General features: G+C 69.1%; 15 protein-coding genes and 2 pseudogenes. 11 read left to right on the top strand and 6 right to left on the bottom strand.

Annotation, left to right across the window (positions count from 1 at the left end; all coding sequences use genetic code 11):
• Positions 1-37 precede the first annotated feature (37 nt).
• The 5 genes and pseudogenes from ACIBK8_RS28455 (at position 38) to ACIBK8_RS28435 (ending at position 5,069) form a co-directional block, all read left to right on the top strand.
• Positions 38-988: a thioesterase domain-containing protein gene (locus tag ACIBK8_RS28455; RefSeq protein WP_399044731.1), complete on the top strand. Its 951-nt coding sequence runs from the start codon at positions 38-40 to the stop codon at positions 986-988.
• Positions 985-2,211: a cytochrome P450 gene (locus tag ACIBK8_RS28450; RefSeq protein ID WP_399044729.1), complete on the top strand. Its 1,227-nt coding sequence runs from the start codon at positions 985-987 to the stop codon at positions 2,209-2,211. The genes ACIBK8_RS28455 and ACIBK8_RS28450 overlap by 4 nt, the downstream gene beginning before the upstream one ends.
• Positions 2,208-4,160 carry an FAD-dependent oxidoreductase gene (locus ACIBK8_RS28445; RefSeq protein ID WP_399044728.1) on the top strand — a complete coding sequence of 651 codons (1,953 nt, stop codon included), beginning with the start codon at positions 2,208-2,210 and terminating at the stop codon, positions 4,158-4,160. Before ACIBK8_RS28450 ends, ACIBK8_RS28445 begins: the two co-directional genes overlap by 4 nt.
• 598 nt (positions 4,161-4,758) lie before the next feature.
• Positions 4,759-4,911 (top strand): annotated as a pseudogene (locus ACIBK8_RS28440) (IS1380 family transposase); the annotation flags it as partial.
• Positions 4,911-5,069, top strand: coding sequence for an NUDIX domain-containing protein (locus tag ACIBK8_RS28435; RefSeq protein ID WP_399044726.1), 159 nt, complete (start codon positions 4,911-4,913; stop codon positions 5,067-5,069). The pseudogene ACIBK8_RS28440 and the gene ACIBK8_RS28435, both read left to right, overlap by 1 nt.
• Here ACIBK8_RS28435 and ACIBK8_RS28430 read toward each other — a convergent pair.
• Positions 5,021-5,338, bottom strand: a complete 318-nt coding sequence (locus tag ACIBK8_RS28430; RefSeq protein ID WP_399044724.1) for a hypothetical protein — start codon at positions 5,336-5,338, stop codon at positions 5,021-5,023. The two genes, ACIBK8_RS28435 and ACIBK8_RS28430, sit on opposite strands and share 49 nt — an antisense overlap.
• A gap of 363 nt (positions 5,339-5,701) precedes the next feature.
• On the opposite strand from ACIBK8_RS28430, the gene ACIBK8_RS28425 reads away from it, so the two are divergent.
• Positions 5,702-6,952, top strand: coding sequence for a hypothetical protein (locus ACIBK8_RS28425; RefSeq protein WP_399044722.1), 1,251 nt, complete (start codon positions 5,702-5,704; stop codon positions 6,950-6,952).
• 679 nt (positions 6,953-7,631) lie between these two features.
• Positions 7,632-8,027 (top strand): hypothetical protein, encoded by a 396-nt coding sequence (locus tag ACIBK8_RS28420; protein WP_399044720.1) that lies wholly within the window; start codon positions 7,632-7,634, stop codon positions 8,025-8,027.
• Here the strand turns inward: ACIBK8_RS28420 and ACIBK8_RS28415 are convergent.
• Together ACIBK8_RS28415 and tdh are read right to left on the bottom strand one after the other, a co-directional pair.
• Positions 7,979-9,010 (bottom strand): GNAT family N-acetyltransferase, encoded by a 1,032-nt coding sequence (locus ACIBK8_RS28415; RefSeq protein ID WP_399044718.1) that lies wholly within the window; start codon positions 9,008-9,010, stop codon positions 7,979-7,981. The two genes, ACIBK8_RS28420 and ACIBK8_RS28415, sit on opposite strands and share 49 nt — an antisense overlap.
• Complete coding sequence (gene tdh, locus ACIBK8_RS28410; RefSeq protein WP_399044716.1) at positions 9,007-10,041, bottom strand: L-threonine 3-dehydrogenase; 1,035 nt, start codon at positions 10,039-10,041, stop codon at positions 9,007-9,009. The genes ACIBK8_RS28415 and tdh overlap by 4 nt, the downstream gene beginning before the upstream one ends.
• 472 nt (positions 10,042-10,513) lie before the next feature.
• Between tdh and ACIBK8_RS28405 the strand changes: the two genes are divergently transcribed.
• From ACIBK8_RS28405 to ACIBK8_RS28395, 3 genes are all read left to right on the top strand, one after another.
• On the top strand, positions 10,514-11,323 hold the full coding sequence (locus ACIBK8_RS28405) for a class I SAM-dependent methyltransferase (protein WP_399044714.1): 810 nt from the start codon (positions 10,514-10,516) through the stop codon (positions 11,321-11,323).
• On the top strand, positions 11,320-12,129 hold the full coding sequence (locus ACIBK8_RS28400; protein ID WP_399044713.1) for a glucose 1-dehydrogenase: 810 nt from the start codon (positions 11,320-11,322) through the stop codon (positions 12,127-12,129). Before ACIBK8_RS28405 ends, ACIBK8_RS28400 begins: the two co-directional genes overlap by 4 nt.
• Positions 12,130-12,280: 151 nt before the next feature.
• Positions 12,281-13,558: an FAD-binding oxidoreductase gene (locus ACIBK8_RS28395; protein ID WP_399044823.1), complete on the top strand. Its 1,278-nt coding sequence runs from the start codon at positions 12,281-12,283 to the stop codon at positions 13,556-13,558.
• 127 nt (positions 13,559-13,685) lie between these two features.
• Here the strand turns inward: ACIBK8_RS28395 and ACIBK8_RS28390 are convergent, their stop codons facing one another.
• Both ACIBK8_RS28390 and ACIBK8_RS28385 read right to left on the bottom strand, forming a co-directional pair.
• Positions 13,686-14,036, bottom strand: a complete 351-nt coding sequence (locus ACIBK8_RS28390) for a nuclear transport factor 2 family protein (RefSeq protein WP_399044712.1) — start codon at positions 14,034-14,036, stop codon at positions 13,686-13,688.
• 5 nt (positions 14,037-14,041) lie between these two features.
• Positions 14,042-14,587, bottom strand: a complete 546-nt coding sequence (locus ACIBK8_RS28385) for a cytochrome P450 (protein WP_399044711.1) — start codon at positions 14,585-14,587, stop codon at positions 14,042-14,044.
• A 608-nt stretch (positions 14,588-15,195) separates the two neighbouring features.
• Between ACIBK8_RS28385 and ACIBK8_RS28380 the strand changes: the two are divergent.
• Positions 15,196-15,941: pseudogene (locus ACIBK8_RS28380) on the top strand (IS5 family transposase).
• A gap of 200 nt (positions 15,942-16,141) precedes the next feature.
• Here the strand turns inward: ACIBK8_RS28380 and ACIBK8_RS28375 are convergent.
• A complete protein-coding gene (locus ACIBK8_RS28375) occupies positions 16,142-16,939 on the bottom strand; it encodes a DUF4253 domain-containing protein (RefSeq protein ID WP_399044710.1) in 798 nt (265 codons plus the stop codon).
• Between the last annotated feature and the right edge of the window lie 7 nt (positions 16,940-16,946).

Genomic DNA, 16,946 nt, shown 5'->3' with positions numbered 1-16,946 from the left:
CTCCCCTTTCGGAACGCACCCTCCCCCAGGAGTTCCCATGACCGATCTCGCCAACAGGGTCAGCGGCCTGTCCGACACCAAGCGGCTCGCGCTGCTGCGGCTGCTCGCCGAGAAGAACGCCGAGGCCCGCCTGCTGGAGCTGACCGGCTCCCACCTCAAGGTGTTGCGCGAGGGCAGCCCCCGCCTGTTCTTCTTCCCCGCGACGGAGGGCAGCGTCGGCTACATGAGCGGCTACCTGCCGCACATCCCCGCCCCCTGGGGCGTCTACGCCTGCCAGTCGCCCGGCCTGGACGGCGACCAGGCACCGACCACCACGGTCGAGGAGATCGCCGCGCGCGGCATCGAGGAAATCCGGCGCGTCCAGCCGCACGGCCCCTACCACCTCGCCGGCAACTGCATGGGCGGCCTGCCCGCCTTCGAGGCCGCCAGGCAACTGGAGGCCGCGGGCGAGCAGGTGCCGCTCGTCCTGCACCTGATGCCGACGTTCGCGCGAGCCTGGCAGGAACTCCCCGAGGCGGAGTCGCTGCAGACCCGCGCGCTGCACGACTACGGATTCATCATCGAGCGGCTGCTGGGCCACCCCGTCGAACTGCCGCTGGAACGGATAGCCGCGGCGCCCGATGAGCAACGCACCGACATCCTGGTGGACTTCCTCGCCGCCCAGCCCGGCCTGGGGAGCGTGGACCCGCAGGTGCTGCGCCACCGGATCGCGGTGTACCAGGCCAACCTCGGCGCGATGTTCGCCTACCGCCCGGCCGGCGGTCTCCGGGGACGGCTGCACGTCCTGGCCGTCGGCGAGGGCACGCGCCGCGAGAACGTGGTCGACCCGGACTCGCCGTACGCGAAGGCCCTGGGCGCCATGGACCAGGACCGCGTCGAGATCGAGAAGATCGACGCCGAGGCGAGCACCCTGTTCGACTGCGCGGAGCCGCACATGTCGCGCGTCGGCGTCGCGCTGCGCGCCGCGGTCGAGGAGGCCGGCCGATGAGCTGCCCCGTGCACGCGGACTACGACCCGCTCGCCCCCGCCTTCCTGGCCGACCCGTATCCGCAGCTCGCCGAGATCCGCGCGCAGACGCCGGTGTTCCACCACCCCGAGCTGAACATGTGGGTGGTCACCCGGCACGCCGACATCGAGCGGATCATGAAGGACCACCGGACGTTCTGCGGCGCGAACACCCAGGAACCGGTCTTCCCGCTGAGCGAAGAGGCCCGCGCCCTCCTCGCCGACGGCTTCGGCACCAGCCCCACCATGTCCAACGGCCCCGAACCCAAGCACAGCCGCGTCAGGTCCCACTGCCTGAAGGTCTTCTCGGCGCGGCGCCTTGAGGTGCTGGCGCCGACGGTACGGGCCCGCGCGGACGAACTGATCACGCGGATGCTGCGCCGCCCGCGCTTCGACGCGGTGACCGAGCTGACCTACCCGCTGCCCGCGTCGGTGGTCTTCGCGCTGATCGGCTTCCCTGCCGAAGACACCGTGATGCTCAAGGAACTCGCCGCCGAGCGGATGGTGTTCACCTGGGGCCGCGCCACGGCCGAGCAGCAGACGGACGTCGCCGCTTTCATGGTGCGGTACTGGAAGTACTGCGTCGACTTCGTCCACCGGCGGCTGGCCGAGCCCCGCGACGACTTCACCAGCGACCTCGTCCGCATCCACCTGGACGACCCGGAGGCGCTCACCGTCGACGAGATCACCAACGTGATCCACGCGATCAGCTTCGCCGGCCACGAGACGACCACCAACGTGGCGACCAGCGCGCTGCTGCGGCTGCTCGGCGACCGCCCCCAGTGGGAGGCGCTGTGCGCGGACCCGTCGCTGGTGCCGGGGGCCGTCGAGGAGGCGCTGCGGTACGACCCCAGTCTGTTCACCTGGCGCCGGCAGACGACGCGGCCGGTCGACATCGGCGGTGTCGAGGTACCGGCCGGGGCGAAGCTGCTGCTGCAGATCGGTTCGGCCAACCACGATCCGCAGGCGTTCGACGACCCCGAGGCGTTCGACATCCGCCGCGAGGCGGCCCGCCATCACCTCACCTTCGGCCGCGGCATCCACTACTGCTTCGGGGCGCCGCTGGCCAGGATGGAGATCGGGGTGATGCTGGAGCTGCTGGGCCAGCGGGCGCCGAGCCTGCGGCTGGCCGACGCGGACGTCGACTACCCGCAGAACATCTGCTTCCGCGGCCCCCAGGAGCTGTGGCTGGAGTGGGACGCATGAGTGGCGCACCGGCCGAGCGCTACGAGCGGCTGTTCACACCGATGCCGCTGGGCCGCCGGGAGGTGAAGAACCGCATCGCCTTCCCGGCGATGATCACCGGCATCGGCGCCGGAAACCGCCCGACGGAGCGCACCGTCGCCGCGTACGCCCGCATGGCCGCCGGTGGCGCGGGGATGGTGGTGTCGGAGGCGCTGGCGGTCCACCCGACGTCGGAGCCCAAGCCGTTCGCGCTGGTCACCTACGACCCGGCCGGGTGGGACGGCTTCGCGCGGATCGCGGATGCGGTCGAGCGCGAGGACTGCCGGATGATCGGGCAGCTGTACCACCTGGGCCGCAGCCAGCTGTGGACCACGGGCGACGCCCGGCCGATGGGCCCCTCCGCGCTCCCCGACTTCTACAGCGGCACCATGCCGCGGGTCATGTCGCACGGTGACATCGCCATGCTCACCGATGCGTTCGCGCACTCCGCCGCGATGCTCGCCGCGCGCGGCTTCTCCGGCGTCGAACTGCACGCCGCCCACGGCCACTTGCTGTCGCTCTTCCTCTCGCCGTGGTCGAACCACCGCGAGGACGCGTACGGCGGCGACGTGACGGGACGCACCCGCTTTCTGCGCGAGGTCATCGAGGCCATCAGGGCGGCCACCGGTCCTGACTTCGTGGTCGGCCTGAAGATGCCGGGCGACGAGGGCGTACGCGGCGGGCTGCGGCCCGCGGACGCCGCCGCGCTGTTCACCCGCGTCCAGGCGGGCGCGCCGGTGGACTACGTCTGCTTCGCGCAGGGCACCATCGCCCCCAGCTTCGGCGACCACGTCCCCGACATGCACTACCCGCCCACCCCGTATCTCGACCTTCAGCGGGAGGTGCGGGCGGCGGCCGGCGGGGTGCCGGTGGTCGCCGTCGGCCGCGTACGGTCCGCAGCCGAGGCCGAGACGACGCTCCGGTCCGGCGCCGCCGATCTGGTCGCGCTCGGCCGGGCCCTGGTCGCCGACCCGGACCTGCCGCGCAAGGCACGGGCAGGGCAGGAGGAGCAGATCCGGCCCTGCGTGTACTGCAACGCCTGCTGGGGCGAGGTGCACGCAGGGCGTCCGGCCGCCTGCCCGGTCAACCCGGGGTTCGGCCTGACCGCGAAGGAAGCGGCCCCGGTCGCGGCGGCGTCCGCGCGGCGGGTGACGGTGGTCGGCGGCGGCGTCGCGGGCCTCGAAGCCGCCCGCACGGCCGCGGACCGGGGCCACCGGGTGACGCTGCTGGCCGGCCCCCGGCTCGGCGGCCGTACCCGCGCGGAGTCCCAACTCCCCGGCAGGGGCGACCTCGGCCGACTGGTCGCCTCCCAGGAGGAAGCGGCGCGACGGGCCGGGGTCGAGTTCGTCCTGGGCACACCGGCCGGTGAGGCGGACGTCCTCGCGACCGCCCCGGACGCGGTCATCCTGGCCACCGGTGCGCAAATGAAGCCACCCACCGCTCTGCCCGGGACCGGGACCGGAATCAACGACTACCTCACCACACCCGCCGGGCCCGCATCGGGCACCGCCGTCATCCTCGGCGAGGACGACGGCGCCGCCGTCTGCGCGCTGGCCGAACTGCTCGCCTCCCGCCACCCGCGCACCGTCCTGCTCACCCCCCGCCTCGCACCGGCCGAGACGGTGCCGTACACCAGCAGGCTCGGGGTTCACCGTCGGCTGTCCGCCGCCCGCGTCGAGGTGGTCACCGGCGCCGCCGCGACCGGCCTGGACGGCACGACGCTGCACTACGAGAACCTCTTCACCGGTGAACCTGCCACCATCGACGACGTCGGCCAGGTCGTCTGGTCCACCGCCCGCATCCCCAGCGACGACCTGGCCGAACCACTGCACCGCCACGGCCTGCCCGTCCACCGCGTCGGCGACGCCCACGCACCGGCCACCCTGCTCACCGCACTGGCCCAGGCCCGCGCCACCGCCCAAGAGCTGTAGGGGACGCACGCCGAAGGCCGCCCCGGTACGTCCGGTAACGGGGCGGCCTTCTCCGCGTGGGCGTGTGCGCCCCGGGGCGCACGTGGTGGAACTCCCTCCGGGCCAGGGGTCCATGGTGCTCGGACCACCGGCCCGCGATCAGGCTCACCGGGAACCACGTCGCGCGGGACTTCTTCCACGCGTCGTGGTCGAGAACCTTGGCCTCTGTACCGTCGCCGTAGAGGTCGGCGGAGCAGGTGGCGGTGAGGAGTTGGGCGCGGAAATCCGGGGCGGTGAGGTCGGAGACCTCCACGACGGCCCCAGCCACCGGGGGCCTGAGTGGACAGGTCCTGCACAGCACCGCCCTCTGACAAGCCCTCGAAGCTGCCCACCTCCTACAGCTTGGTGTCCTGGTCAGGGAACGCGACTGCGGTAGCGGGCGCCGCCGAAGAGGGCGCCTCGTCGAGTGGAGGAGGACCTGATCGTTGTCTGCTGTCACACTTGTCGGCGCTCACGCAACTCCTCCGGCGAGGGTGACCAGCCGCCTCCACGATGCGAACCGGCCGTCTTCGGCCCGGTCGCCTCCGACCCGACCATCTCCCGCCTGATCGACACCTTCGCCCTCACTGGCAAGGCCCGACTCTGGGAACCCCGCCGCCTGCGATTCCGCCTGTTCTCCGCAGCCGCCCAAATCGTCACCACCGGCCGACGCAGGCTTCTCCGCCTCGTCCAGCACTGGCCCTGGACCGGCGAGATCACCGCCGCCCACGAATGGTCCACCACGCGGGCACCGGATACTGGGTTGCCCCGGGAGGCAAGACCGACGAGTGCGAGACTCCGTTGCAATGCTGTGAACGGGAGGCCCAGGAGGGGCGTCCCGTTCACCCCAGGTATGCGGTGCCGTCGAGCATGTCGCCGACGGTGCCATAGTGGTCGCGCAGCAGGGCCGCTACATCCAGGTACACGCGGTCGTGAAAACGCCAGTACGCGCGGTCCTCGTCCCACGTTCCGCCGAGCCTCCACGCGGCCTTGGGGAAGCCGTCCGAGACCGGGGCGCTGACGGCGAAGTAGCTGTCGCGGAGGGCTTCGACGTGGACGCCGGTCCCGTCCGGCTCACCGTGGGGTGCTCGGGCAGGGCGCGGTCGGCGTTGGGGAAGCCGGGCAGTCCGGTCTTCGCGGCGAGCCGTACGGGGCCGCATGATTCCCGGGACCAGCCGGTGAGTTCCGCTGCCCGGCACTGCTGCGCGTGCGTCTCAGCCTGTGCCGCGGGCAACTGAGCAACGTTTGCGGCAGTTTGCAGAGTGATTGTGTGATTGGCGATCTCTTGTGCGGGCATATCCGCATGACCGGTCGCCCACGCAGTGCATTCGGGCCCATGCAGCCCGGACAGACAACGACGGCACCCGCACCACACCGGGATCATCACCACGGGCATTTCACAAGCCCGGAACCGCGTGTGTGCAGCGACGCGGCGACACAGCGATGAGCGGCCGATGCGCACGCAAGAGCGGCCTGACACGACAGGAGGAGTTCTGCTGTGAGACCCCTATCCATGACCCTTCGTGAGGTACACCATGACTGCAGGTGACTTGGACCCGTCCTTCGGGACAAGTGGCAAGGTCAGCATCGACTTCGGCGCGATCTCCATCGCCAACGCGGTCGCGGTCCAGACCGACGAGAAACTCGTACTGGCGGGCCGGGTCGGTGATGTCAGCACCGGAGACTTCGGAGTGGCCCGGCTCCGGCGCAACGGCGGCCTGGACACCACCTTCGGGACCGGTGGCAAAGTCGTCCTCGCCCTGAGCGGGTCGGAGGACGTCGCCCGTGCCGTCGCCGTCCAGAGCGACGGAAAGATCGTGGTGGGCGGCCTCACCAACTCCGAACCGACCGGCGACATCGCGGTGGCCCGCCTCAACCCCGACGGCACCCTGGACGCCGGCTTCGGATCCGGCGGCGTGGCCGTCTACGACATCAGCGGACCAACAGGAGACGCCATCCGCGGGATGGTCATCCAGCCCGACGGCAAGATCCTCGGTGTCGGAGCGGCCGGCGCCGACGCCGGGCTGATCCGGCTCAACCCCGACGGAAGCCTGGACACCACCTTCGCGGGCGGCGCGGGCAAGGAGGCCGTGTCCCTCGGCAACGCGGGCCACCTTTTCGCCCTGGCCCTGCTGAGTACCGGCAAGTTCCTGGTCGCCGGGTTCGACACGACCACGCTCACCCAGGACGACTTCCTCCTCGCACGGTTCAACGCAGACGGGAGCCTGGACACCACGTTCGGCAGCTCCGGGATCGTGCGCACGGACTTCAACGGGCTCAACGACCTGGCGTTCGCCCTGGCCGTGCAGAGTGACGGCAAGATCGTCCTCGGCGGGGACACCGACTCCACCGACCCTGTCGGGATCAGCGGAGACGTCAAGGCCGGCTGGACGCGCTACGACTCAGCCGGCAGCCTCGACACCACCTTCGGCACCGCGGGCAAGACGCAGATCAACCCCACGGTGCTCGGCGACGGGGTGCGCGGCCTGGCCCTCCAGAGCGATGGGAAGATCGTCGCAGGGGGGTTCATCGGTGAGACCACGGGCCTGACGAGCTTCGCCGACCCGGTGGCAGGCGACTTCGCGGTCTACCGGCTCAACACCAATGGGACGCCCGACACCACCTTCGGCGTCGGCGGAGCCGTCCGCACCGACTTCGCCGGCCTGGGCGACGGCGGCCGTGCTGTCACCCTCCAGGCAGCGAACAGAATCGTCCTGGTGGGCGGAGCGACGACGAACCACCTCAACTTCGCCGCCGCCCGCTACAAGACCTGACCTCCCACAGCCCAGGAACGTCAGCACAGCCCCGGGGCCGGCACAGAGAAAGCCAACCGCCGTGCCGGCCCCGGCACCCCACAGCGCTCCGCCGCACACGGCCGAACGGTGCTGGCGGTGGTCGGGGATCTGGACACAGTTGGCCAAGTCTCCAGCGTGGCAGGGTCGGTGGCGGGGCTGGTCTCGCTGGCGGTCTCAGTGTTACGCGATGGTCCGCCCCCCTGCGACGGAGCCTGCCCCGCCAGTGGCTGCGCAGGGCGGCTCGAACGCTGCCGGCGGAAGCATCCGCAACGCCTCGGCCCGCGACAGCGCCTCCCCCCTGTCACGCCGCAGATGGGCGGGAGGATTTCGGCGAGCGGCGGGTCCAACGCAGTAGGCGGGACATCGAGGGCACCACCGCACACCGAGGTTCCTGATGCCACTGTTCGGCCGCCACCGCAAAACGGATGCCGCCCCCACGTTCCGGGTGGAGGCATGAAGAGGCGCGAACGCCGCTGGCATCAACTCCGTCGCGCAGCGCATCGAGCACGGCGTCGCCCTACCACCGGAAGCGTACGGCCCCGTCGCTGGCCTGGCGGCGCAGACCCGCCTGAGCAACGTCCCTCGCGCGAAGGGGTTCGTCGGCCGGACCGAACAGCTCGACCCTCTCGACAGTGCCTCTACACCTCCGGAGGATGTCGTGGCCCAAGCCGTGCACGGCCTGGGACTTGCCGAACTGGCCCGCGCGCTCCAGCCCACCCTGGCTGGACTCCCCGAAGACGCCCTCGTCGAGCGGGTGTTGCAGTGGTTTGTGGTGCACGAGGGCTGGCTGATCGTCCTGGACAACGTCGACCGCCTCGACGACATCCGCTCCCTCCTCGACCGCATCCCATCAGGCCGGCTCCTGATCACCACCCGGCGCTCCACCGGCTGGCACCACACAGCCACCACCCTGCACCTCGACGTCGAGCGCACAGAGCGCTGCCGGAAGCGGGTGCCGTGCCTCCGCTCACATTGCAAGAGATCCGTACGGACTTGGGCCGGACGTCATGTCTTGGCGATCCAGGCCCGCAGGGTGCGGGGGGTCAGTCCGTAGCGGCGTTTGAATACGGGGTTGCGGCGGCCGAGTTCGATCCATTGGCTGCCTGACGCGAAAGCGCGGCGCATCATCTGGTCGAAGGCGAGGTAGAAGCCGCTGAAGCCGTCCGTGGGTGCGAAGCCGCAGGCCCAGAAGTGGAAGCGGGTGTCGTCGGTGAGGGCCAGCCCGGAGCTGATCAGCTGGTTGCCGAGGCGCAGTTCCAGGCAGTGGGCGTCGCCGCCGAGGCTGAGGACGAAGTCCTGGAAGAGGCCGGGCTGGTAATAGTCGGAGTTGTCAAATTTGGCGGCGGTTGCGCGGGCGAGGGCCACGAAGCCGTCGAGATCGGCGTCCCGAGGATGTTCCCAGTCTGCCGTGACCCCGGCCCGGTCCGCGGCTCGTAGATCCCGACGGAGGTTTCGGCGCGGTTTGCCGCGCAGCGCGGCCAGGTAGTGCTCGTATCCGTTGAGTTCCGGAAGACTGAGACCCCAGCCGATGTCGATGTCGGCGCAGTTCAGCCCCGCGTGGGCGAGCAGCGGGTCCAGGGGGCCCGCCGCGTCCACATTTGCCAGGCCGTACAGCCGGGCGCCCCAGTCGGTCGCGACCCATCGCAGGGCTTCCAGGGCGACCCGGGCCGCGTCTTCCCTGCCCGGGGCCACCGGGAGCACCGTGTCATAGCAATGCCACACGTGGCTGAACAGCGCCAACTGGCCTTGAGCAGAGGGGAAGTGGTCAGTGACCACCCTCATGGGGTCCACGCCGCGCTGGAGATAGGCAGGGAGGGCGGCCACTGCGGCACCCGAACTGTCGTGGACCAGAATGTAGGCGGTGCGCTGGACGGCATGCAGCGGATATTTCTCGAAAGCACGGAGAAAAGGGCGACGGTAGAAGACCGGAGCCCGTGCGACGACCATCAGGTCGTCCCACTCGGAGCCGATGTCGTCAATGGCCGTGTGAATGCGCACCTCAAAGTTGCCGGACGGTGCGGCCCTCGCGTTGGTCATGACCGCGCTCCCCAGTCCAGCAGTACCTTGCCGGCGGTGCCTTCCTCCACGGCGGTAAATGCCTTGTCGTATTGACCGGCCGGAAAGTGGTGGGTGATGGTGAAGGACGGGTCGAGTCCTTCGTCGAGCAGACGCGACATGCTGTGCCAGGTATCGAAGACCCGCCGTCCGCTGACGCCTTGAATGGTCAGCATGCGCAGTGCGATGTCGGACCAGTCGGTGGGGACGGAGCCGTCGGGAAGTCCGAGAATGGCGAGTTGGCCGCCGTGCGTGAGGGAAGCGATCGCATCGCGCAGCCCGTCCGGCGCGCCGGACGTCTCGAAGCCGATGTCGAAGCCACCGGTGAGTCCCAGCTCCTTCACGGCCTGGGCGACCGCGCCGGGGCCTGCCTCGATCGTCCGGTGCACCCCGGCGCCGCGTGCCAGGCGGAGGCGGAACGGGTTGATGTCCGTGACGGCCACAAGGCGTGCTCCCCGGTGTACGGCAACGGCGGCTGCCATCGCGCCGATCGGGCCGGCCCCCGTGACCAGCACAGCGCGATGACATACGTCGAAGGTCTCTGCGGCGTGCACCGCGTTCCCGAAAGCATCGAACACGGCGGCTACATCAAGCGGTATGCCGGATTGGTGCTGCCAGACATTCGCAGCAGGCAGAACTACGTATTCGGCGAATGCCCCGTCACGGTGCACTCCCAGCCCCTGCGCGTTGAGGCACAGGTGCCTGTCGCCGCGTCGGCAGTGCACACAGTCGCCGCAGGTGAGGTGCCCCTCAGCGCTGACGAGCTGCCCGGGGGAAAGCCCTCTGACCGCGGTTCCGGTCTCCGCGATCTTGCCGACGAACTCGTGGCCGATGATGCGCGGAAGGGAGAGGGTGCGAGCGGCCCAGGGGTTCCAGTCGTGGATGTGCAGATCGGTTCCGCAGATTCCCGTGCGCAGTACCCGGATGAGTACGTCGTCGCGCTCCACCCGGGGCACGGGGACTTCGGCAAGTTCCAAGCCCTTGTGGGGACTGGATTTGATGAGCGCTTTCATTCTCGCTCTCCGCCTCACCGGCTGTGGCAGCGTGGCGAGAGGTCTTGACCATGTGTGAGATTCGGCGATCCGCTTAGCTGTTCAGTAGCCGCTCTCTCTGGCTGAGGGGAAAAGTCTTTGGCGAATGCGTTTCCGGCGCGTCATGCCGGGGGCTTGTGAAGGTGACAGCAGCGGCGATCAGTGTGCGCCAAGAGCCAATCAACGCACTGAAACTGCACCCCTACCACCATGAACCTTTTGTCCTTGTCGGGCAACTCTGAGAGAGTGAGAGATACCGGAGGACGCACGCATGAGCGCCCGTGGCCTTACACGGACAGCTCCTTTCCAGGACCCTCGGGCGGCCGGGGTCGGTCAGCGTCCTGACTTCCCTACCGGCTGGCGCTGGACGGACGCAGGGTCCTGATCCGGTACACCACCGGATTGGCAATGCCGGCCGAGTCGGCGCGCTTTCGGCCGACGTTGCTGCCGCCGCGTGAAGGAGATCACCATGAGCAGCCAGTTCGATGACCTCGCCCGGCCCTACGAGAGCACCGTGGCAAGCATGGCGGTGCGCAAACACCTCGAATACCCCTCCTACATGGAAGCTGTTGGCGAGCTTGGCGGACTGGCGGTGCTGGACTTGGGGTGTGGCAGCGGCGTGTACAGCCGCAGGCTTCGCAAATGGGGAGCCGAACGCGTCGTGGGGGTGGACATTTCTGAAGGGATGCTGGCGTACGCGCGTGCCAGGGAAGCCGAGGAACGGATCGGTGTCGAATATCTGGCCCGGGACATCACCAACCCCCTGGAGGGGCCCGACGCCGACCTCGACGGCGCTTTCGACCTGGTCGCCGGGGTATACGTTTCTCCGTACGCTCCGACCGTCAACCAATTGCACGGACTGTTCCGCACTGCGCGCCGTGCCCTGCCGGCCACCGGCGGTCGGTTCGTGACCTACGCGCTCAATCCGGAGGCGGCCACCCAGCCCGGCTACTACAGCGACTACGACTTCGACCTGGTCCGCGCCGAACCGAGCGGCAGCAGGACAGTCCCCGAGGGTGCACCGCTCCGCCTGACCGTCACCGTCCCCGAACGAACCTTCTCCGTCATCGCCTACCGCTGGTCACGCGATGTCCAGGAAGAGGCCGCTCACGACGCGGGCTTCACCCGTCTGCGATGGATCCAACCGCACGTCTCCGAGGAAGGACTACGCCTGCACGGCGAGGCGTACTGGAAGCCCTATCTGGACTGCCCCCACACCCTCATCCTGGACTGCACCACAGGACAGACCGGGACAAACCCGTGAGTGGGAAGCCGGCCCTGCCCTCCGAGCGTGATCGGCCGGCCGCCGGGCATCAGCAGTTGGCCGGGCGGGTCGCTCTGGTCACGGGGGGCGCCTCGGGCATCGGACGGGCCTGCGCGCTGGCTTTCGCGCGGGCCGGCGCAGCGGTGGCGATCGCGGACATCGACGACGCTGCCGCCGAGCGCACCGTCGCTGATATCCATGCCGTCGGCGGTCGTGCCGTGGCCCAGACCTGTGATGTCACCAGTCCGGACCAAACGAACAACGCAGTAGTGCGGACGGCGGAGCTGTTCGGCCGTTTGGACTGTGCCGTGAACAGCGCGGGAGTCAACGAGGCGTCGCCGGCGACTGCGGATCTGACGGAGCACACATGGGCGAGGCTCTGGTCGGTCAACGTCAAGGGGATGTGGCTGTCCATGAGGGCGGAGATCACCTACATGCTCACGCAGGGGGACGGCGCGCTCGTCAACCTGGCGTCGACCCTCAGCCACGTTGCCATGCGCAACAGCGCGGCGTACGTGGCGACCAAGCACGCCGTGCTCGGCCTGACCCGCGCCGCCGCACTGGACTACGCCACCAGCGGCATCCGCATCAATGCGGTCTGCCCCGGCCCGGTGGAGACCGCCATGATGCACACGGCCCTCAACAATGATCCCGAAGCCATGGAACAGCTGCGGAACACTGCCCCCACCGGGCGCTTCACCTCCCCGGACGAGGTGGCCTCGGGAGTGCTGTGGCTGTGCACTCCCGGCGCCTCACACGTCCTCGGACACGGCCTCGTCATCGACGGAGGCTGGACCGCCATGTGACGGGCTGTCCCCGAAGGAGCACATCGTGAACCCCGCCGCGAAAGACCCAGAACTGGCAGCTGCCGTCCAGGCGTACGAACGCGGTGGCGGCGTGGAGGTCGTCCATCCCGGTACTCCGAGCTACCACAAGGCCCGCCGGGTCTGGAATGGGATGGTCGACCGCCGGCCGGCGCTCATTGCCCGGCCTCGGACGGTCTCAGCCGTCCAAGCGGGCATCCGACTGGCTTCCGACCACGGCCTCGCCCTCGCCGTCCGCGGGGGCGGCCACAACGTTGCCGGAACCTCCACCTGCGACGGCGGCCTCGTGCTCGACCTGGGCCGACTGAACGCAGTCCACGTTGACTCATCTGCGCGTGTCGCCCGTGCCCAAGGCGGCACCACCTGGGGCCAGTTCGACAAGGCCACCGGTGCCCTCGGGCTTGCCACGACCGGAGGCATGATCTCCACAACCGGCATCGCGGGCCTCACCCTCGGCGGCGGTGTCGGCTGGCTGATGCGGGCATACGGCCTGGCCTGCGACAACCTGCTGCACGCCACCGTCGCCACCGCTCGTGACGGCCTGGTCACCGCAAGCCCCACGCGCCATCCCGAACTCTTCCGCGCCCTACGCGGAGGCGGCGGGAACTTCGGCGTCGTCACCGAACTCGCCTACCGCCTGCATCCCGTACACGACGTCCTCGGCGGGTATCTCCTCCACCCGATCGAGCGCATGCACGAAGTTCTCGAATTCTACGACCGCTTCTGCCGTACCGCGCCCGACGGCATCACCACGATCACCGCCGTCGCCACCACACCCGCTCTACCGCCCATTCCTCCGGAACTGTGGAACCGGCCGTCCGTGCTGGTGGGCCTCTGCGCCCTGGGCGCGGAAGCCGAACAGGACCAACTCGCCGCGAAACTCCGTCGGTTCGGTCCACCGGCGGTGGACCTCATACACCGCATGCCCTACCCCGCCCTGCAATCCCTCCTGGACGCCGGTTCGCCCCCCGGCCTGCGGAACTACTGGAAGTCCGCCTATACCAAGACCCTCACACCCCGGCTGATCCACGCCCTCACCACTCACGCCGCGCAGACCCCGTCCGCTCGATCCCAGCTCTTGATCCACCAGATGGGCGGCGCCGTCGCAAGTGCTCAGCGGGAGGAGACGACGGTGTCCCACCGGCAGGCGGGCTATCTGATCAACATCGCCGGAGCCTGGAGCGACTCCGCAGACGACGAACGAAACATCGCATGGGTCCGGAACCTCATGGAACAGATCGAACCGGACCTCGTCGGCTCCTACGTCAACTACCTCGCAGACACCGGGGCGGACGAGGTGGCCGCAGCCTACGACGCAGACACCCAAACGCCCCTGGCCAAGGCCAAGGCCCGCTGGGATCCCGGCAACCTGTTCCGCCTGAACCACAACATCACCCCCACCCCGGGCTGACCCGAGGAAGAAAGAAGCCAGGCACCGGGCACCAGTTCTGCCTCCGAGGATCTCCAGACGTCAGCTCCGGCCTACCGTGGTTTTGATAAATTCGCACAGGAGTAGTGAAACTTGCCGAGCAATGTCGTCAAGTTCCATAAATCCCATACTTCGATGATGACTTCGATGATGAGACCTGCTGATCGACTGCGTACGTACTGACTCCGTCGAGCCGGAATTCCCGGCCGGCGGCGTCGGCGCCGATGAGACCGGGGGCCGAGGGCTTGACACGGCCGACGAAGATCCAGCGGGAACACACGCGATTCCCTGACTCGAACGATTCGCGGATTTCGAATCGGGACTCGATGTTGTCGAACCAGGCAGCCGCTCGCCTCCGGCATTCCTCACGGTTGTGCATGTCCCAGGCCAGGGCAATTTCCCGGTAGTTGACGTCTTCTGCCAGGAGAGCGGAAACGGCATTCACGTCTTGGGTGTTCATCGCGGCTACCAGCCCCTGGTACGCCCGTGTCGGTTCACCTGTACAAGCCTCTGCCGTCTGTGGAACGTAGGAGGGCAGCAGCGTGGGCTTGCTGTGCCAGCCCACCAGGCCACCGGCAGACTCGTCGGACTGCGGATCGCCGGCTTGTCGGCCCAAGGGAGATCGTCCTCCGGCACCGCCAGCCGCAGAGCGGGGAAGCGCGCGAGCAGCGCGGCCAGACCGATGTGGAGCTGCAACCGGGCGATGTGCGCTCCGGTGCAGTAGTGGGGGCCGAATCCGAGGCGCGGCGTGTCATGTTCGCGACCGATACCGAGGATGTCGACGTTGGCGAACATGGTGGGGTCGCGGTCGGCCCAGTCCGTCATCGGTACGACGGTCTCGCCGGCCGCGACGGTGCCCCCGCTCAGCACCGTGTCCGCGGTGGCGACACGAGAGAACGCGCCGACGGGGATGAGCCGACTGTGGCGCAGGATCTCCCCCACGCCGGCCGGGATGGGCTCCGGCCGCTCCCGCATCCGGCGGAGTTGTTCCGGACGACGGAAGAGCAGCATCATTCCTCGGGCTCGGGCTCGATGCGCCGCCGCCCGACCGGGCGTCCCCGTCGGCCGCCGCCACACAGCCCCTGAGCTTGACTCTGTCGGGGATCTTGTAGTTTCCCGGTGCGGCAGCATGCTCAGCGGGCATTCTCATGGCGTTCCGAAGACCCATGCAGCTTTCGACGTCTTCCTTGTCGGCCTGGACCATCGGATAGTCGCCGTCCGGTGCCGGCTGCCCCGGTGCTTGACGGCGATGCGCGTGTCAACAGCCTCGAATAGAACGTGAGCTGGGTAAGTAGCTGGAAGCGGCCTGGAAGGTACCTGGCCGCGTGGACCAGCCCGTAGAGCAGTGGACCCCGGTTAGCGAAACCGGGAATCCACCGGATCCTTAGAGGTCGCCCTAACCTTTAGTGCCCAGTTATGGATGCTTTTTCTTTCGTGTGCGGGTGTGATGCCGAAGTGCCTGCTGAGTTGATCGGAGTCTTGTGAACTGAGTGGGGTGACGGCTGAGGCTGGAGGCAGCTTGTGCCTGTCTCATTCCAGGACGTCTGATTCGGGCCTGTGCTTCCACGGAGCAGAACGCACGCCTGGGCGCACTCACCTGCCGACAGTACGTCCATGTCATGGACAATCGGCGTGCGTATCCGAGCGATCTGTCCGATGCACGCTGGCAGTTGGTCGAGCCGGTTCTGGCGGCCTGGCGCTTCGAGCGCCGTGGCCGGGCCCTGAACTTCGGCCGGCCGCCCGAGCACGACTTGCGCGAGATCCTGGACGCAATCTTGTACGTGAACCACACCGGGGTGCAATGGCGCTACCTGCCGCACGACTTCCCACCCTGGGAGACCGTCTACGGCTACTTCGCCAAATGACAGAAAGAGGGCGTGTTCACCCGGCTCAACGGCCTGCTCAGGGAACGGGTGCGGCAGAAGGAAGGACGGAACGCGAGCCCGTCGGCCTGCGTGATCGACGCACAGAGCGTCAAGACCTCCACCAGCGTCCCTGCGTCCAGCCAGGGCACCGACGCCGGGAAGAAGATCGTCGGCCGGAAGCGGAGCCTCGCCATCGACACGACCGGTCTCCTGCTCGCGGTGCTGGTCACCGCGGCGAGTGCGCAGGCACCCTCGGCATCGACATGGAGATCACCAGTCGCACCCCGGGACCAGGGGATTCACCCCGATCCCGCAACGCTGGGCGGTCGAGCGGACCTACGGCTGGCTGATGCTCCACCGCCGGCGGGCCCGCGACTACGAAACCCTCCCGGGCCCGCTCCGCCGCCAAGATCCACCTCTCCATGACCAACCTCATGGCCCGCCGCCTCACCGGCGGGAGCACCATCTCCTGGCGCTACCCGATACCCCAGACCAAATAGCCGATACCGGGATAAAACAATGGGAGGAAACGACCTCTTATTGCCGCACCGGCTGCCCGCCGCACTTGGTCGCGGACCGGTCCACCGGGCCGTCAGCCGGACGAAAGTGAGCGGTACGGGATGGTGCATGACGGCTCCCAACGAGCGGTGCGGGTGCCGGGCCGGACGTTCGAAACTGTATTGCGGACAGTTCTCCGGGCTCAGAGCCACCCAAGTGCCCAGACCGGGGCGTCGACAAGGGCTGCCGCGTACGTGTCGAAGTCGACGGCCTCCGTCAGATCCGGGCAGAAGGCGAGGTGCTCCGCGGCGACTTGACGGGCGTGGTCCGGGGTGCGTGGGGGCCAGGCGACCGACAGGCCGAGGGACTGGGATTCGAGGGCGCACAGACGTGCGCCGAAGCGCTGGTCCCAAGTGCGTACCATCCCCGCGACGGCGTCGGGGCCGATCTCCGGCTGCCAGCCGCAGGCCAGGATCGCACAGGCGCCGTCCGTGGCGTCGGTGAGGCCGAGGTACGGGCCCCGGCCGGCGCCGGAGAACAGCGCCCTGACGCCATCGGCACTGCCGGTCAGTGCCAGGGCACGTGCGTCGGGGTCGTCCGCCGGCCGTGCTGCCGGGGCCATCCCCGGCCACGTCGGATACGGCAGCTGCGCGTACTGGCGCAGTTCCTCCCAGCCGTCGGCGCCGAGTTGGGCGAGGTCCGCCTCGTCCAACTCGGCGGACGAGGTGGAGTGCAACTGGCCGTTGTGCCAGGGTCTCAGCGGCTCCCCGTCGGCGTCGGGCAGCGCGCCGAGCAGCAGCGGCCACAGGCCGCTCTCGCGGCGGCGCCCGTACAGCTCGCCCCAGCGGTGCCCGGCCTCCGCCGCCGGCAGGGGCTCATCGGAGACCCACAGCACCGGGTCCGCCGGGATTTCCGTACCGGGCCAGGCGTACTGCGGGTCGGGAACGATCAGCCGGCCCGGCGGCAGGCCGCCGGGCAGCTGCTGCGTGGTGAGCGTCATGGCGCGA

Source organism: Streptomyces sp. NPDC050161 (assembly GCF_044460025.1).
Classification (GTDB): Bacteria; Actinomycetota; Actinomycetes; order Streptomycetales; family Streptomycetaceae; genus Streptomyces.
Note: the sequence above shows the minus strand (reverse complement) of the source record. Positions and strands in the feature narration are given on the sequence as shown.